Genomic DNA, 15,072 nt, shown 5'->3' with positions numbered 1-15,072 from the left:
GCCTATGCCGCCCCCACGACCGTCACGGTGCGCAGCTTGTTGCGCTGGAAGGCCTGTTTGAGGGACGGATCGATGACGCACTCATAACCTTCGAGACGCGCAACGAGTTTGCCGCTGGCGCGGTCGAGGAACTCCATGTCGGCGCTGGCGCCGTGCGCGCTCTCCTGCGTTACGCGGATCACCGCCTGCACCCCTTCGCGCGGGAAGGATTCCTGGAACTGGCGGTAGCGTGCCGCGAAGCACGGCAGCGAGCCTGCACCGAAGCGCTCGAAGCTCCAGAGGATCATCATCTGGAAGGCGCTGTCGAGAACGAGCGGATCGGTGATCCAGGCGCTTCTGAGCGGTCGCCTGATCCATTTCCCGGGTGCCGGGGCGCCCTTCACCGTGGCGGCGATTCCCTTCGCGGAGCAGCCGTCCACCTGCTCGATGCCGTGCAGGTCGGGGCCGTGGAAGAGGCGCTCGTTATTGTAGATCACCCCTTCGAGCGGCTGGTAGGGGGTGTTCGGGATCTCGGTTATGGAGCGGATCCCCTCCGGGTGCTTCGTGGCGAGTACGATCTCGGCGCGGGCGTGAAGGATGGTCTTCCCGTTGACGCCCGGGCTGCAGAGCTCGACCGGAACGAGCCAGAAGGACTCGCGTTTCACGGCGCGCCCGGCCATCACGTTCACCGTGAAGGGGGTGTTGTCCTCGAAGACGACCCCTTTGCAGATGCGCAGGTCGTTGAAACCGTGGAAGCGGAAGCCGGGATTTCCGTGCAGCGCGCCGTGGGCGAGCCACTCGACGATGACCGCCATGGGGAGGACCGCCTTGCCGTCCAGCACGTGGGAGCGCAGGAAGGGGTACTCGGGCACGGTGAGGGTGAGCGCGAAGGCCTCGGAGAGGTTCTGCGCCCTGGCCGGTGCGGGGGCAGCGACGCTTGCCTGCTCGGGAAGCTCGGCGATGGCGACTATTTCCACCGGCGCGTCGTCGGCTGCGATCTCGCGGGCCAGGAACGAGCCACCCTCGGTGAGACCGATCACGCCGATCCCTTCCGAAGCGAACACCTTTTTGAGGGCAGGGGTGACCATGCCGCCGTCCCATGGGCCCCAGTTGATGCTGACGCAGCGGCAGCCGGAGCGGCGACGCGCCTCGACCTGGGCGGTCTTGTTGAGCACCTCGTTGGCGACCGCGTAGTCCACCTGGCCTACGCGGCCGAAGCGGCCGGTGGAGGAGGAGAAGAGGGCGATGACCTTCAGCTCGTCGTTGCGGGTCGCGTGCAGCAGGGAGCGGAGGCCGTGCACCTTGGTGCTGTAGACCTGCTCGAACTGTTCGGCCGTTTTGTCGACGATGAGGCGGTCGGCGAGGACCCCGGCGCCGTGGACGATGCCGCGGATCGGGCCGTGGGCGCGGCGCACCTCACCCAGAAGGAGTTCCATGGCGCTCTGGTCGCGGATGTCGACCGAACGGTAGATGGCCTGGGCGCCGGTGGCGGCGATGCTTTCAAGGGTGGCGCGCAGCTCGCGGCCGGCCACCACGGAGCGGTAGCGCTCCTCTATCTCGCGCGGGTGCAGCTTGCCGGTTGCGTTCTGCATGATGGCGCGCTTGATGTCCGCCTCCTCGGTGAGGCCTGCGAGGTAAGAGGGCTCTTCCTGCGGTTCGGGCGAGCGGCCCAAAAGTACCAGGAAGGGGTGGTACTCGTTTGCCAGCGCCAGGGCGGAGACCGCGGTAACACCGCGTCCGCCGCCGGTGATCACGACCACGTCGCCTTTTTCCAGCGCGGGGACTTCCGGCGCGGGAGCCGTTTCAAGCACGGTGGTCTGCAGTGCGAAGCGCCCTTCCGGGGTGAGGCCGATCTCGTTCGGGCCGCGGCGCAGCATCTCGATGGCGACGGCGCCGGCCGAAGCGGCGGGATGTGCGAACTCCCCGAGGTCGATAGCTTTGCAGGAGACTTCCGGCCACTCGTAACCTGCGGTCTTGGCGAGGCCGGCGAGGCCGCCGGAGAGCGGGTCCTTGAGGGACTTGGCGGGGCCGAAACCGAACGCCCCGTCAAGGCGCGAAACGGTGACGAAGACGGCGCCTTCGGCGCTGGCGGACTCGACGAGTGCCGCTGACGCGTCTTTCGCGAGGAGGAAGGCGTTTTCCAGGAACTGGTCGTCGGTGCCGGTTACCGGAGCGCAGATTACCAGGCCGGAAAGCTTGCCGGCCGGGGCGATCTGGCCTGCCTGTGCCGCGTTCACCTTGCGCACCGAGCAGCCGTGCTCGAGCAGGATGCCGCAGAGTTCCGCCGCGAAGGCGGAGCCGTCGTCGGTGACCCAGATTTCGCCGTCGTTGGCGAGTGTGATGGTGTCGGCATCGTCGTTCTCGGTGAGGAGCATGGGGACGACGGTGCTGCGCTGGATGTTTTGCGGTGCGGCCTGTACCGGCTCGGCGACGGGGGCCGGGATTGCTTCTGCGGCGGGTGTCGCGGGCTCTACGGCCGGGGCGGCGGCTTTCGCGGGAGCGGCGAGGTAATCGGCGATGTCGCCCAGGGTGCGCAGGGTGCCCAGGTGCTCGGGGCCGATGGTCGGGCACTCGGGGAGGCGCTCCTGAAGGGTGGACAGGATCTCTACGCGCTTGATGCTGTCGATGCCGAGGTCGGAGTCCATGCCCATGGTGAGTTCGAGCATTTCGGCGGGGTAGCCGGTTTTGTCGCTCACGACCGCCAGGAGGGTTTCGGTGACTTGGGCGGCGCTGATGGTGGACACCGTGGACCCGGTGGACGCGATGGACGCCGTGGACGTCGTGGACGCGGCGACTGCTGCCGGGGCAGCTGCGGCGCCTGCGGCGAGGTGACCGGCGATGTCGCCCAAGGTGCGCAGGGTGCCCAAGTGCTCGGGACCGATGGTCGGGCACTCGGGGAGACGCTCTTGAAGGGTGGAGAGGATCTCGACGCGCTTGATGCTGTCGATGCCGAGGTCGGAGTCCATACCCATGGTGAGTTCGAGCATTTCGGCAGGATAGCCGGTTTTGTCGCTCACCACCGCGAGAAGGGTCTCGGTGATCTGGGCGGCGCTGACGGTGGACACCGTGGACCCTGTGGACGCGCCGGACGCCGTGGACGCGGCGACTGCTGCCGGGGCGGCTGAAGCGGCGCCTGCGGCGAGGTGACCGGCGATGTCGCCCAAGGTGCGCAGGGTGCCCAGGTGCTCGGGACCGATGGTCGGACAATCGGGGAGACGCTCCTGCAGCGTGGAGAGGATCTCAACGCGCTTGATGCTGTCGATGCCGAGATCGGAATCCATGCCCATGGTGAGTTCGAGCATTTCGGCAGGGTAGCCGGTTTTCTCGCTCACTACTGCGAGGAGGGTCTCGGTGATTTGGGCGGAGCTGGCGGTGGACACCGTGGACGTCGCGGACGCAATGGACCCGGTGGACGCGGCAACTGCTACCGGGGCCGCGGACACGGCGCCTGCGGCAAGGTGACCGGCGATGTCGCCGAGAGTGCGCAGGGTGCCTAAATGCTCGGGACCGATCACCGGGGCGCCGGGGAGACGCTCCTGTAGTGTGGAGAGAATCTCGACGCGCTTGATGCTGTCGATGCCGAGGTCGGAGTCCATGCCCATGTCGAGCTCGAGCATCTCCATGGGATAACCGGTTTTTTCGCTCACCACCGCGAGAAGGGTTTCGGTGACCTTGGCTGCACCGTCGGAGGACCCGGTGGGCGCGGCTGCGCTAGGCGCGGTGGCAGCGGGGGCTGCAACCGGGGCTGCGGCTGCGGAGCCTGCCGTGAGGTGGCCGGCGATGTCCCCCAAGGTGCGCAGGGTGCCTAAGTGCTCGGGGCCGATTACCGGGCTGCCGGGCAGACGCTCTTGCAGCGCGGAAAGGATCTCCACGCGCTTGATGCTGTCGATGCCGAGATCGGAATCCATGCCCATGTCGAGCTCGAGCATCTCAACCGGATAGCCGGTTTTTTCGGCGATCACGGCGAGCAGGGCCTGGGTGATGTGCTCATTGTCCGCAGCGGGCTTGGCAGATGCTACGGGTGCGCCCTGTGCCACGACGGCTGCTGCCTGAACAGCGGCTGCGGGCTGCGAGACTGCTGCCGGTGCTGCCGGTGCTGTGACAGGTACCGACGGCACGGCTGCCGGAGTATAGGCGGGTGCGGGCGCGACAAACGCTGCGGCTTGTACCGGTGCCGCGGGCGCAACTTGAGGCGCGACGGTCGCCGCAGGGGCTCTCATGCCGCCCATGACGAGCTGCTGTTGCTGTTCGAGAAGCGCCTGGAAGGTCTTGGCGGCGACTTCCTGCCCTTCGAGGAAACGACGGTGCAATTGGGCGGTGTCTTCCTGCATCTTCTGCAGTACTGCCATCCCTTCACGCGCCAGACGCAACGATTCGCTGAGCGACTCCTGGCCTGCCGCCTGCACGGGCGCAAAGGTCGGCTGCGCCACGGGCGCTGACGGCGCCGCAACCTGCTGGGACGCCTGGGGACGCTGCGCCGCATGCTGAACCGGAGCGGCGACCTGGCTTGTGCTTGCTGGGGCTGCCTGCACAGTAGCAACGGGCGCCGCGACGGGCTTGGGCGGAACCGGCGGTTTCTTCTGCTTCGGTTTCACGTAGTTCGCGCCGCTGATCGGGATGCTGAGGGCAGGTTTCTTTCCCGTTGCTAGGGCAGGACGATGGCCTTCGTCCCAGAGGGCGAGGTTGACGCCGTAACCGAGCACGCTCAACTGAGCCAGAACCCGGGCGAGATCAGCGATGCCGGAACGCTTGCCGGAAGAGGCGTCGAGGGCTACCGCGAGATGCGGACGCTCGGAAAGGATCGCCTGGGCGAGACCGGTCAGCCTGTTGCCGGGGCCTACTTCGACGAAGGTGGTGACGCCTGCCGCGTACATGGCCTCGATTTCCGCTACGAACTCAACCGGTTTGGCCAGCTGGGCGGCAAGCTGCGCCTTCGCCTGGGCCGTGTCGGCCGGATAGAGGGCGGCGGTGGTGTTGGCGTAGACCGGGATCCGGCCCTGCGGCATGTCGATCTTTTCCAGTGCGGCCAAAAACGGCTTTGCCGCGTCGGCGACGAGCGAACTGTGGAACGCTGCCGCTACCGGCAGTTCCTTGCAGGTGAGCCCGCGCTCCTTGAAGATGGCTACGGCGCGCTTGATCTCGGCGGTGGCACCGGAGAGTACTGCCTGGGTCGGGGCGTTCTTGTTGGCGATGACGAGATCGAGCTTTTCGGCTGCAACCACTTCGGCAATCTTTGCGAGCGGGGCGGAAACCGCAAGCATGCTCCCCTTGTCCCCGTCGCCTGCGCCCATCAGCTTGCCGCGCAGGCGGGAGAGTTCGTGGAAGGCGCCTTCGTCGAGCCTTTCGGCGGCGCAGAGCGCGGTCAGTTCGCCGTAGCTGTGACCGGCGACCGCTTCCGGGGCGACGCCGAAGGCCTGGAGCAGGCGGAGCGCACCGAGGCTCGTCGCACCGATGGCGGGCTGGGCGGCCTCTGTTGCGCGAAGCGCCTCTTCCTGCTGCGTGCGCGTCGCCTGGTCGTAGGCGGACGGGGGATAGATGAGATCGGACAGCCTCGATCCGTTGTCGGAGAGGAAGCCTTGGTCTGCGGCGACGACGGCATCGAGCACCTGCGGGAAGGCGCAGGCGAGGTCGTTCAGCATGCCGTTGTACTGCGAGCCCTGGCCAGGGAAGAGGACGCCGAGCTTCCCGGGGATGCTGCCGCAGGCGAAGTAGGCGCCGTCCGGTGTCTGCCAGGCCGACTTGTCGTTCTTTGCCAGCATGGCGCGGGCATTTTTCACCAGCGAGAAGAGGTTCGTCCTGTCGCGTTCCACGACGAGCGCGAGGCGGCAGGCGGCCTTGGCGTCGAACGAGGAACGGGAGGCGAGGGCGAAATCCCGCACCGCGGTCCAGGCCGAAGCGGCTTCCGCGCTCCCTGCCGGGACGGTGTCGAGCTTTGCCGAGATGGCTGCCGCGTCGGCACCGCAAAGGGCGATGATCTGGGTGTGGCCGTCCCAGTCCGCCGCCTCTTTCTCAGGGCGGTACTCCTCGAGTACGACGTGGAAGTTGGATCCGCCGAAGCCGAAGGCGGAAACGCCCGCCCGGCGCGGTACGTCGGGACGCGGGAACCAGGGGCGCTTGCTGTTCGGGAGGTAGAACGGCGAGTTGTCCGCGACCACTTCTTTCTGCGGGGTCTGCACCTTGATGGTGGGCGGAATCACCTTGTTGTGCAGCGCGAGGGCGGCCTTGATAAGGCCCGCCGACCCCGCCGCCGCCTTCGCGTGGCCGATCTGCGATTTAACCGAGCCGAGCGCGCACCACGGTGCGTCGGCCTTGCCGTAAACATCGCGCAGCGCGCTCACTTCGACGGCATCGCCGACCTTGGTGCCGGTGCCGTGCGCTTCCAAAAGGCCGATGCTCTGCGGCGTGACGTCGGCGTTCTTGTAGGCGTCGAGGAGAGCCTTCTTCTGCCCGGCCGCGCTCGGTGCGTAGATCGCGTCACCTTTGCCGTCGCTGGAGGAGCCCACACCGCGGACCACGGCGTAGATCCGGTCGCCGTCGCGTTCGGCGTCCGCCAGCCGCTTCAGCACCACGATCCCGAGCCCTTCGCCGAGGATGGTCCCGTCCGCCGAGACGTCGAAAGGCTTCGCGTTGCCGCTTGGGGAGAGTGCGGGGGTCTTGCTGAAGCACATGTACATGAAGATGTCGTTGAAGGTGTCGATGCCACCGGTCACGACGATGTCGGATTTGCCGGAATTGAGCTCCATGGAGGCGAGATGCAGGGCGCTGAAGGAGCTGGCGCAGGCGGCGTCGACGACGCAGTTGGTCCCGCCCAGGTCGTACTGTTTGCTGATCCTGCCCGCGACGACGTTGCCGAGAAGCCCCGGGAAGGAGTTTTCCTGCCAGGAGACGTAGGAGTCGGAGATGCGCTCGACCACGTCCTTGGCGGTATCCTCGTCGACACCCGCGTCCTTGAGGGCGGAGCGCCAGATCGGGTGCCCGAGGCGCGCTCCCAGCGGGATGACCAGTTCCAGCGTGCCGGTGACCCCGAGGATGACGGAAACGTTGCTCTTGTCCCAGGTACGCTCGGGGCCGTAACCCGCGTCTTTGAGCGCCTGGCCTGCGGCGATGAGACCCAGAAGCTGCGAGGTGTCGATCGCCTCGAGCACGTTCGGAGGGATGTTGAACTCCATCGGGTTGAAATCGACCGGAGAAAGGAACCCGCCGCGACGGCCGTAGGTGCGGTCCGGGCTCTTCTGGTCCTCGTCGAAATAGGCGTCCACCGGCCAGTGCGTGGGGGGGACTTCGGTGATCGCGTCGACCCCGTCGGTGATGTTCGCCCAGTAGGCGTCCTTGTCACCGGCCTGCGGGAAGAGGCAACCGATGCCTATGATGGCAAGCTGATTTCCGTTGCTGGAAGTGGCGGGCTTCAGATCATCAGTTTTCAACAAAGGTACTCCTTGATTTGTGCGATATCGAGAGGTTGCGGTGCGATCTCTTCCTGTTTGAGCTCGATCCCCTGGGCGCGCAGGAAGTTGGCACGGGTAAGGTGCGCCGCACCGTGCAGGATGTTGAGCGCTACGGTGACGATCCTGCGCTCGGCGGGCGTCTCCAGGAAGGTGCCCGCGGTCCATTCGTTGAAGGCCCCCATCGCGGGGCCGCACCATACCTGGTAGTCCATCTTGCGGTTTTCCACGCCGTCCTTCGCCCAGTGGGCGCCCATGCCGAGGTACCAGCGGAAGACGAGCGCCATCTTGTGCTTGGGATCGCGCTCGCTGCGCTCGACCTGGGACGGGTCGCGCTTCAGGAAGTAGTCCCGGGTGCCGCGCCAGATCTCCTCGAGCGGCGCGAGGAACATGGTCTTTTCCAGCTTCTCGCGCTCTGGCGCCGGGATCTCCTCGAGGCTGCCGTAGGCGCGGTAGATCTCGTAGAGTTTCGCGGCCCGCATCGGGAACATGGTGCCGCGTTTGAGGACCTGAACGGTGACCCCCATCTCGAACATGTCGGCGGCTGGGGCCATGGTGACGTCGGCCTGGCGGGTGCCTGCCAGAAGGGCGCGCACGGTATCGGAGGTGCCGGACTCGACGCAGGCCTGGTTGACGGAACCGGTCATGACGTAGGCTGCTCCCATGGCGAATGCTGCAGCGCAGGACGCCGGGGTCGAGATGCCGCCGCCGAGACCGACGCGCAGGCGGCAGTCGTAGCCGTACTGGCGCTCCAGGCGCGCGGCGAGCGAGAGGATGGTCGGGAAGAGCGCCATGGCGGGGCGGTTGTCGGTATGCCCGCCGGAATCCGCCTCGGCGGTCACGTCCTGGGCCAGGGGGACATGGGCGGCGAGCTCGGCTTGCTCGGGCGTGATGGAGCCGTTCTCCACCAGCGCGCGCAGGAGCTTTTCCGGGGCGGGGGCGAAGAACTTGGCGGCGAGCTCCTCGCGCGAAACCTTGGCGATGATCCGGTTCGGCGTGACGATGCTTCCGTCCGCGGCGCGATGGATGCCGTGCAGGCGGTAGCGAACCAGGGGGAGCGTGAGGCCGAGGAACGCCGACGCCTCGATGATGCGGACACCCTTTTGGATGTATAGCTCGGCCAGTTCCTTCTCGAGTTCGGGCTCGTGCGGGGAATGGATCAGGTTGAAGCCGTACGGGATGTCGCCCAAGGAAGCCTTCAGGCGGTCGGCCGTTTCGGCGACCTTCGCTATCGGGAGTCCGGCTGCGCCGAAGAAGCCGAGCATGCCGGCGCGCCCAAGTTCTTCGGCCATGGCGGCGGAACTGATCCCTTTGGCCATGGAGCCGCCCAGGTATGGGTAGCGGATGCCGAGCTCACGGCAAAAGGACGGGTCGCCCAGGTTTTCCGGGAGGCACGCGGGGGCGTATCCGGCGAAGGAAGTCAGTCCCTCGGCACTCCCAAGGTTTGGGACGAGGCGACCGTCTTTCTTCTGCAGGTACAGGGGATGGCGTATCTCACGAAGCGCGTCGTTGAGGCTCATAGCGTCAGGCTCGAAACTGTCGGGTCTGGCAGAGCGAACGCTTGCATCGCCCTGAAGTGAAAAAAGATCCAAACGGGATTCTCCTGTTGCCAGCGAATCAGCAGCGGAATTGCGGTGGCGTAAAGGTGTTGAATCGGCAGAAGGACAAGAGTCGGGAGTTGAGGAGACTGGTCCACCGACTGTAAGCAAAGATGCCCAGTTTAACAGAGCATCTGTACATTAAATCGAGCGAAAAAGCAAGAGAAGACGCGGGTTCAGGGCAACTTTTAGCCGTTTCCGAATGGTCAGCGCCGCGTCTTCTGACTTATCGCCTTGATGACATAGGGGTAGATGTTTTCGGTCACGATGGCGTACCCCTTGCCGGTCGGATGGACGCCGTCTGAGAGGTTTAGCCCTTCCTTGCCCGCGACCTTGTCCAGGAAAAAGGGGATCAGGATGGTCTTGTGCTCCTTGGCGACGCGTCGGTACACCTCGGCGAACTTGCTCGTGTAGGCGGGACCCAGGTTTTTCAGCATGCGCATTCCGGCGAGCACCACGACCACGTTTTTGGACTGTAGCTTCGTGATGATGCTGTCGAGGTTCTTCCGGGTGAGCTCCGGGTCCTGCCCGCGCAGGCCGTCGTTGGCGCCGGTTTCCAGGATGACGATATCGGGTTTGAGCTTCATGACCCAGTCGACGCGGGCAAGCGCTCCGGAGCTTGTCTCGCCGCTGATGCCTGCGTTGATCACGGTCCACTGAAGCCCGTTGTCATGCAGCTTGCGCTGCAATTGCGCGGGGTAGGAGTCGCTTTCGGCAACGCCGTAGCCTGCGGTGAGGCTGTCGCCGAAGGCGACTATGGTGCCCTTTGAGGAGGTTGCCGCGGGCTTCGCGGTGCCGGCGGCGATGGCGGGGCCCACACCCATGGTCGAGCAGAGGGTTAGGGTGAAGAGGGTGAGCAGTTGGCGGGGGGTGGGGTGGCGCATGGGTGGGGCTCCTTTAAAGGCTGGGATGGGAATTATGGGATTAATGGGAGGCCTGGGAATAATGGGAAAACTTTTGAACGACGACTATTCATCGGTTTGCTCGCGGAGGAAGATCACCGGCTTTTGACGGACCAGGGGGATTGTTGCGGCCAGCGCAACCACTTCTACCAGCGCGGTGGTCGCCGCCACCAGCAAGAGGCTGTCGACGGGATAGGGGGCATAGGCCATGTCCAGACCCTTCGTGCAGATCAGCCGGCTGGCAACCTGGGACATCAACAGGGCGATGAACCCGCTTACACTGCCGATCACAAGGTTCTCCACGGCAAATACGCCGAGCACGAACCGCCTCCTCGCTCCCAAAACGGTGAAATAAATGGCTTCCTGTATGCGCGCATATCGGGTGGCGAACACGGAACCTACCACGATCAACACCCCGGCGACGATGCTGAACGAGGTGAAGAATCGGACGATGGTGGAGAGCTTCCCCATGATCCTGCCGAAGAGCTGGGCGGTCTCGGTAAGATCGATCACGTTGACGTTGGGGAAACGGGCCACCACCTGGTTCTGCAACGCGGAAATCTTCCGTTTGTCCACGCGCACTGCCGCGAAGATCGTGTGCGGCGCGTCGGAGAGCGCCTGCTCGGGAAAGACGAAATAAAAAAACGGGGTGAAGCCGCTGCTGGCGCGGGTCCTGATGCTGGCAACCCGCGCGGTCATCGGCACCCCCTGGATCCGGAAGGTGATGCGGTCGCCCACCTTCATCTCGTGCATCTTGAGCACGGTGTCCAGCACGGAGACCTGCATGGCGTCGCCCCAGTCCTTCCTGAACAGGGTTTGCCCCGACACGATCTTCTCGTCGGACAAAAGCCCGTTCCGGTAGGTCAGGTTCATCTCGCGGCCGAGGTTGTCTCCCCGCGACTGCCGCTCCTTTTCCGGATCGATGACCGCTCCGTTGATGGCGCTCACCGTCCCCTTGACGGTGGGGTAGTAAGTGGCGCCTGGGCCGAGAAGACCGGCGACCTCGTCCTTCTGCCCTGCCTGGATGTCGATCAGGAAGACGTTTGGTGCCCCCGGGGGGAACGATTCGATGAAGGAGGCGTCGAGGTTCTTCTCCACCAGGGTTATCGAGAAGATGACGCCGAGTGCCGCCGAGAGCGTGACCATGATGGAGAGGGTCGCGTTGTGCGGCCGGAAGAGCCCCTTCAACGCCTGCCGCAGCACGAGGTTTCCCGGAGCGCTCCTTCTGAGCAGGTGCAACGCCAGACCGGCAAGCAGGTAGGATACGAGAATGAGGAGTACCAGTGCGGCCATGAAGTAGAGCCCCGTCTTCAGGTCGCGCAGCCGCACCAGCACCATGCCGAGGAAAAAAAGGGTCCCCGCACCGGCGATGAGCCAGGTGGAGCGGCTCCATAGGGCGGTCGTCTCCTCCTTTCCGAAGATGGCGCGCGGCTTCACTTCCTTCAGGCGGTACAGGGGGAGGGCGGTGAAAAGCAATACCGCCATGAGGCCTATCGACATCCCCTGCCAGACGGCGTTGAACGAGATCTGCAACGTCACCCGCGCAGGGATGAGGCCGCTGAAAAGCGCGGGAAGCAGATGCTGCAGGAAGACGCTGCCGCAAAGCCCAAGGAGGGACCCGATGAAACCGAGCACCAGGGTCAGGGCGAGGAAGTGCCCGATGATGAAACGGCTTCCGGCACCGAGGGCCTTCATCACCGCTATGGTCTTCTCCTGTTCCTTAAGGAGGGCGAAAAGCGTGCTCTGGATCCCGAAGCCGGAGAGGAGCAGGGTGAAGATGCCGCTCAGGTTCAGGAAGAAAAGGAGGTTGTCGAAGAAGCGCTTCACCCGGGAGCCGGCGTTCCGGTAGGTCTCCACGCGCACCCGGGACTGGTCGGCCAGCTTGCCCAGGCGCTCCGCCGTCGCATCGAGCTTTCCCTGGTCTGCGAGCTGCAGAAGGGTCACGTGATCGACCCGGCTGCCTAGCCCGATCAGCCCGAGTGTCTCGCGATCGGCGGCGGCTACGAAAACGCGCGGACCAAGCGAGAAGAAGTTCACCGGCCGGTCCGGCTCGGCGAGCACCACGTCGCGCACGATGAGCGTCGCGTTGCCGACCTTGACGGCATCCCCCAGACGCACCTGCAAACGGTCCAGGAACTGCTGCTCGACGACCGCGCTCCCGGCTTTCAGCACCTCTTTAAGCGGACGGCCGGAACGAAGCGTCACCTGCCCGTAAAAGGGGTATGCGGGCTCCGCTACCTTCACGTCGCACAGAAGCGATCCTTCATCCTTTGCTTTCTGGACCACGGTGTAAAAGTCCCAGTAGCGGGCGCTTTTCAGCTCACCGGACCGAACGAGCCGCGCGATTTCATTCTCGAGGGGAGCGGGTAGGGGGGCGTGCGACCTGACGATGATGTCGCCGGCGTGCAGCGACTGGGCGTCGCGCAAGAGCGAGCGGTCGACGCTCTCCCTGAAGCTGCCCAAGGAGACGAGGGTGACCATGGAGAGGGCGACGCAGAGGATGAAGACGGCGCACTGGCGTTTCGCGCCGGTCATCTGGCGCAGGATGAAGCGGGTGTTAACCATGGTCGGCGCCCGTGACGATCCGGCCGTCTTTCAGCGTGATCACCCGGTCGGCGCTTTTGGCTATTTCCGGGCTGTGGGTGACGAGGATCATGGTGGTGCCGCGCTCGCGCTGCAATTCCAGCAAAAGGGCGAGGATCGCCTCGCCGTTCGCGGAATCGAGGTTGCCGGTAGGCTCGTCGGCGAAGATGAGGCGCGGGGCGTTGATAAGCGCCCGGCAGATGGCGCAGCGCTGTTTCTCCCCTCCCGAGAGCTGGTGCGGGAAGCTGGCGACCCGGTGTGCTAAGCCTACCCGGTCGAGAAGGGCAAGCGCCTTGGTGCGCGCCTCCTTGTCCCCCTTGAGCTCGGCCGGGAACATGACGTTTTCCAGCGCGCTAAGGGAGGGGACCAGATGGAAGGACTGGAAGACGAAGCCGAAGGCGCTGTTTCTAAGGGGGGCTAAGGCATCTTCGTCCAGGTCGGTGATGTCGCGCCCCTCGATTGAGATGCGGCCGCGGTCCGGGCGGTCCAGGCCCGAGAGGATGGTGAGGAGCGTCGACTTGCCGCTGCCGCTCTCACCCTTCACCACCAGGAATTCTCCTTGGGCCACCTCCAGGGTGACGCTGTCTAGGACGGTGATGTCCCGGTTGCCGATGCGGTACTTTTTCGTGATCTCGTTGGCTTGCAGGATGGTCATCTGGTGTGGTTCCGGTGCCGCGCACTCTTTCCGGCTTTTTTGCCGACCGGGTTTACAGTTAAGGAATTTTTATTATACTCTCCCGCACTACGCAACCAGGAGAGGGCGCCATGGCCATTGTCAAAAGTCGATGCCGAAAAAGAGGTGACCGCTACGACGACTGCAGGACCAGCAGCGTCGGTGCCGTGATGCCCGGACTAGGCAGGGAGCTTTTTTACTGCTGCCTCGACGAGACCGAGTGCGGCTACGCCCTGCCGGTCGGCTATGACGTAGTCTGCAAACATCCGGAGTCTGAGCGGTTCCAGGAGTTGCCGACTGTGAGAGCGCCACGCCAAAGTGAGGCAGGTCTCAAAAAGAAGAGCAGGTCATAAGACCTGCTCCGCAGGTTGTTCGTCCAGCCGGTAATTTCGCTTTTGTCAGTGCGGTTCTTCCGCCAGGGGCTCGAAGAAGCTCTTGGCCGCCTCGCACACGGGGCAGTGCCAGTCAGGGAGCAGTTCTTCGAAGGATACATCAGGCGGGACATCGTTGACAGGATCACCTTCGGCAGGGTCGTAAACGTACTGACAGATGGTACAGATCCATCTCTGCATGGGCATTCTCCCGTCGCCTCCGCGACTACCACTCGACCGATTCGGGTTCGCGCTTTATGAGCAGGATGCTGCAAGGCATCCTGCGCAGGACGGCGTCGTTGTCCCGTCCGAAGAGCATGTGCTCCAGGCGGCCCTCCTCGTGGGAAAGGAGCACCATCAGGTCGATCCGCTCGTCTTTCACCGTCTGCACGATCTCGTCAACCGGTTTGCCTTCCTTGATGATCACCTTGATCGGCAGTCCCGACCGGATCTCCTGTCCGATCATCTGTTCCAACTCGTCCTTTGCACGCTCCTGGGTGCTCGCGTAGTTCTTCACCTCGTCGGGAATGGCGCTCGGGGCGTTCAGCGCACCCCCCGCCATGCTCAAGGTTCCTTCCGTGCTGGTGGCGATATGCAGCACCATGAGCTCCGAGCCGTACTTCCTGGCAATCGAGATCCCCGCCTGCACCGCATCCCGACAGTACTCACTCATCCTGTTTACCACGAGAACGCGTTTGAAATTTTCCATCGCTTGCCTCCTGATTTGGTGGATGTGGCCCCGGGTCCGGGCTTTCGGCCGACGAGACCCACCCAGTATATACGATTGCCAACCCGCAGCAACTTGGTATAAGTATTCGGGTCTTTTGCCCGGGCACCGGATGAGCCGCCGTGATCACGAAAACTTCAGCCTGTTGTCGGAGGTGTCACATGCGTAACATGCTCAGGATAGCCGTCCTTATCTGCCTCACCGCCATGCTTTGCTCCTGCGCCTCGGTCTCGATGGTCGATACCTGGCGCAACCCCACGCTGCGCGGCGAAGGGATCCGCAAGGTGCTGGTGGTCGGGTTCGCCCCGAAACAGTCGAGCCGCGTGGTGTACGAGGACACCCTGGTGAGCGAACTGAGCCGCCACGGCGTCGAAGGGGTCGCGAGCTACTCGGTCATCCCTGGCAATGCGCTTCCCGACTGGTACGCGCTGGACCGCGCCGTGAGACGGGTCGGGGCGCAGGCCGTTCTTACCGTGCAGACCATCAAGGTCGAGCGCCAGACCACGGTGCAGCCGAGCGCCGTCGCCACGCCGTACCCCGGCTACTGGTACCCGCCCGCCTTCCCGGACTGGGATTTCCCCGGCTATTACCGCTCCATGGCCATGTACGGGCCGACCTACGTGACCACCTACGACATCGCCACCATGCAGGTGAACCTCTTCGATGCACGATCGGACAAGCTGCTCTGGGCCGGGACCGTCGAGGCGACCGAACCGGAGAAGGTGACCCGCGTCGGCAAGGAGTTGGCCGGCAAGGTGGTCAAGGCGCTCCGCAAGGAAGGTGTTCTTTAGGTGCGG

The 15,072-nt window shown here is 64.7% G+C and carries 9 protein-coding genes; 2 read left to right on the top strand and 7 right to left on the bottom strand.

Annotated elements, in window-relative coordinates; all coding sequences use genetic code 11:
- Window positions 1-2 precede the first annotated feature (2 nt).
- The 5 genes from D6Z24_RS05210 to D6Z24_RS05190 form a co-directional block, all read right to left on the bottom strand.
- Window positions 3-7,403: a type I polyketide synthase gene (locus D6Z24_RS05210; protein ID WP_129125509.1), complete on the bottom strand. Its 7,401-nt coding sequence runs from the start codon at window positions 7,401-7,403 to the stop codon at window positions 3-5.
- On the bottom strand, window positions 7,400-9,013 hold the full coding sequence (locus D6Z24_RS05205; protein ID WP_129125508.1) for a PfaD family polyunsaturated fatty acid/polyketide biosynthesis protein: 1,614 nt from the start codon (window positions 9,011-9,013) through the stop codon (window positions 7,400-7,402). The genes D6Z24_RS05210 and D6Z24_RS05205 overlap by 4 nt, the downstream gene beginning before the upstream one ends.
- Window positions 9,014-9,225: 212 nt before the next feature.
- Window positions 9,226-9,903 carry an arylesterase gene (locus tag D6Z24_RS05200; RefSeq protein ID WP_129125507.1) on the bottom strand — a complete coding sequence of 226 codons (678 nt, stop codon included), beginning with the start codon at window positions 9,901-9,903 and terminating at the stop codon, window positions 9,226-9,228.
- An 84-nt stretch (window positions 9,904-9,987) separates the two neighbouring features.
- Window positions 9,988-12,486 (bottom strand): ABC transporter permease, encoded by a 2,499-nt coding sequence (locus D6Z24_RS05195; protein ID WP_129125506.1) that lies wholly within the window; start codon window positions 12,484-12,486, stop codon window positions 9,988-9,990.
- A complete protein-coding gene (locus D6Z24_RS05190; RefSeq protein ID WP_129125505.1) occupies window positions 12,479-13,159 on the bottom strand; it encodes an ABC transporter ATP-binding protein in 681 nt (226 codons plus the stop codon). The genes D6Z24_RS05195 and D6Z24_RS05190 overlap by 8 nt, the downstream gene beginning before the upstream one ends.
- Window positions 13,160-13,269: 110 nt before the next feature.
- Between D6Z24_RS05190 and D6Z24_RS05185 the strand changes: the two genes are divergently transcribed.
- Window positions 13,270-13,530: a hypothetical protein gene (locus D6Z24_RS05185; protein WP_129125504.1), complete on the top strand. Its 261-nt coding sequence runs from the start codon at window positions 13,270-13,272 to the stop codon at window positions 13,528-13,530.
- A gap of 45 nt (window positions 13,531-13,575) precedes the next feature.
- Here the strand turns inward: D6Z24_RS05185 and D6Z24_RS05180 are convergent, their stop codons facing one another.
- Both D6Z24_RS05180 and D6Z24_RS05175 read right to left on the bottom strand, forming a co-directional pair.
- Complete coding sequence (locus D6Z24_RS05180) at window positions 13,576-13,749, bottom strand: rubredoxin (RefSeq protein ID WP_129125503.1); 174 nt, start codon at window positions 13,747-13,749, stop codon at window positions 13,576-13,578.
- 25 nt (window positions 13,750-13,774) lie between these two features.
- Window positions 13,775-14,257: a universal stress protein gene (locus tag D6Z24_RS05175; protein ID WP_129125502.1), complete on the bottom strand. Its 483-nt coding sequence runs from the start codon at window positions 14,255-14,257 to the stop codon at window positions 13,775-13,777.
- Window positions 14,258-14,436: 179 nt separating this feature from the next.
- Here D6Z24_RS05175 and D6Z24_RS05170 point away from each other — a divergent pair, with 179 nt between their 5' ends.
- Window positions 14,437-15,066, top strand: coding sequence for a DUF4136 domain-containing protein (locus D6Z24_RS05170; RefSeq protein ID WP_129125501.1), 630 nt, complete (start codon window positions 14,437-14,439; stop codon window positions 15,064-15,066).
- Window positions 15,067-15,072: the final 6 nt, after the last annotated feature.

This window comes from Geomonas oryzae, from assembly GCF_004117875.1.
Lineage (GTDB): Bacteria > Desulfobacterota > Desulfuromonadia > Geobacterales > Geobacteraceae > Geomonas > Geomonas oryzae.
Note: the sequence above shows the minus strand (reverse complement) of the source record. Positions and strands in the feature narration are given on the sequence as shown.

Bases quoted from the DNA above. Each gene is read 5' to 3' on its own strand.
- D6Z24_RS05200 (WP_129125507.1), bottom strand. From the start codon at position 9,903: ATGCGCCACCCCACCCCCCGCCAACTGCTCACCCTCTTCACCCTAACC.
- D6Z24_RS05195 (WP_129125506.1), bottom strand. From the start codon at position 12,486: ATGGTTAACACCCGCTTCATCCTGCGCCAGATGACCGGCGCGAAACGC.
- D6Z24_RS05190 (WP_129125505.1), bottom strand. From the start codon at position 13,159: ATGACCATCCTGCAAGCCAACGAGATCACGAAAAAGTACCGCATCGGC.
- D6Z24_RS05185 (WP_129125504.1), top strand. From the start codon at position 13,270: ATGGCCATTGTCAAAAGTCGATGCCGAAAAAGAGGTGACCGCTACGAC.
- D6Z24_RS05180 (WP_129125503.1), bottom strand. From the start codon at position 13,749: ATGCAGAGATGGATCTGTACCATCTGTCAGTACGTTTACGACCCTGCC.
- D6Z24_RS05175 (WP_129125502.1), bottom strand. From the start codon at position 14,257: ATGGAAAATTTCAAACGCGTTCTCGTGGTAAACAGGATGAGTGAGTAC.
- D6Z24_RS05170 (WP_129125501.1), top strand. From the start codon at position 14,437: ATGCGTAACATGCTCAGGATAGCCGTCCTTATCTGCCTCACCGCCATG.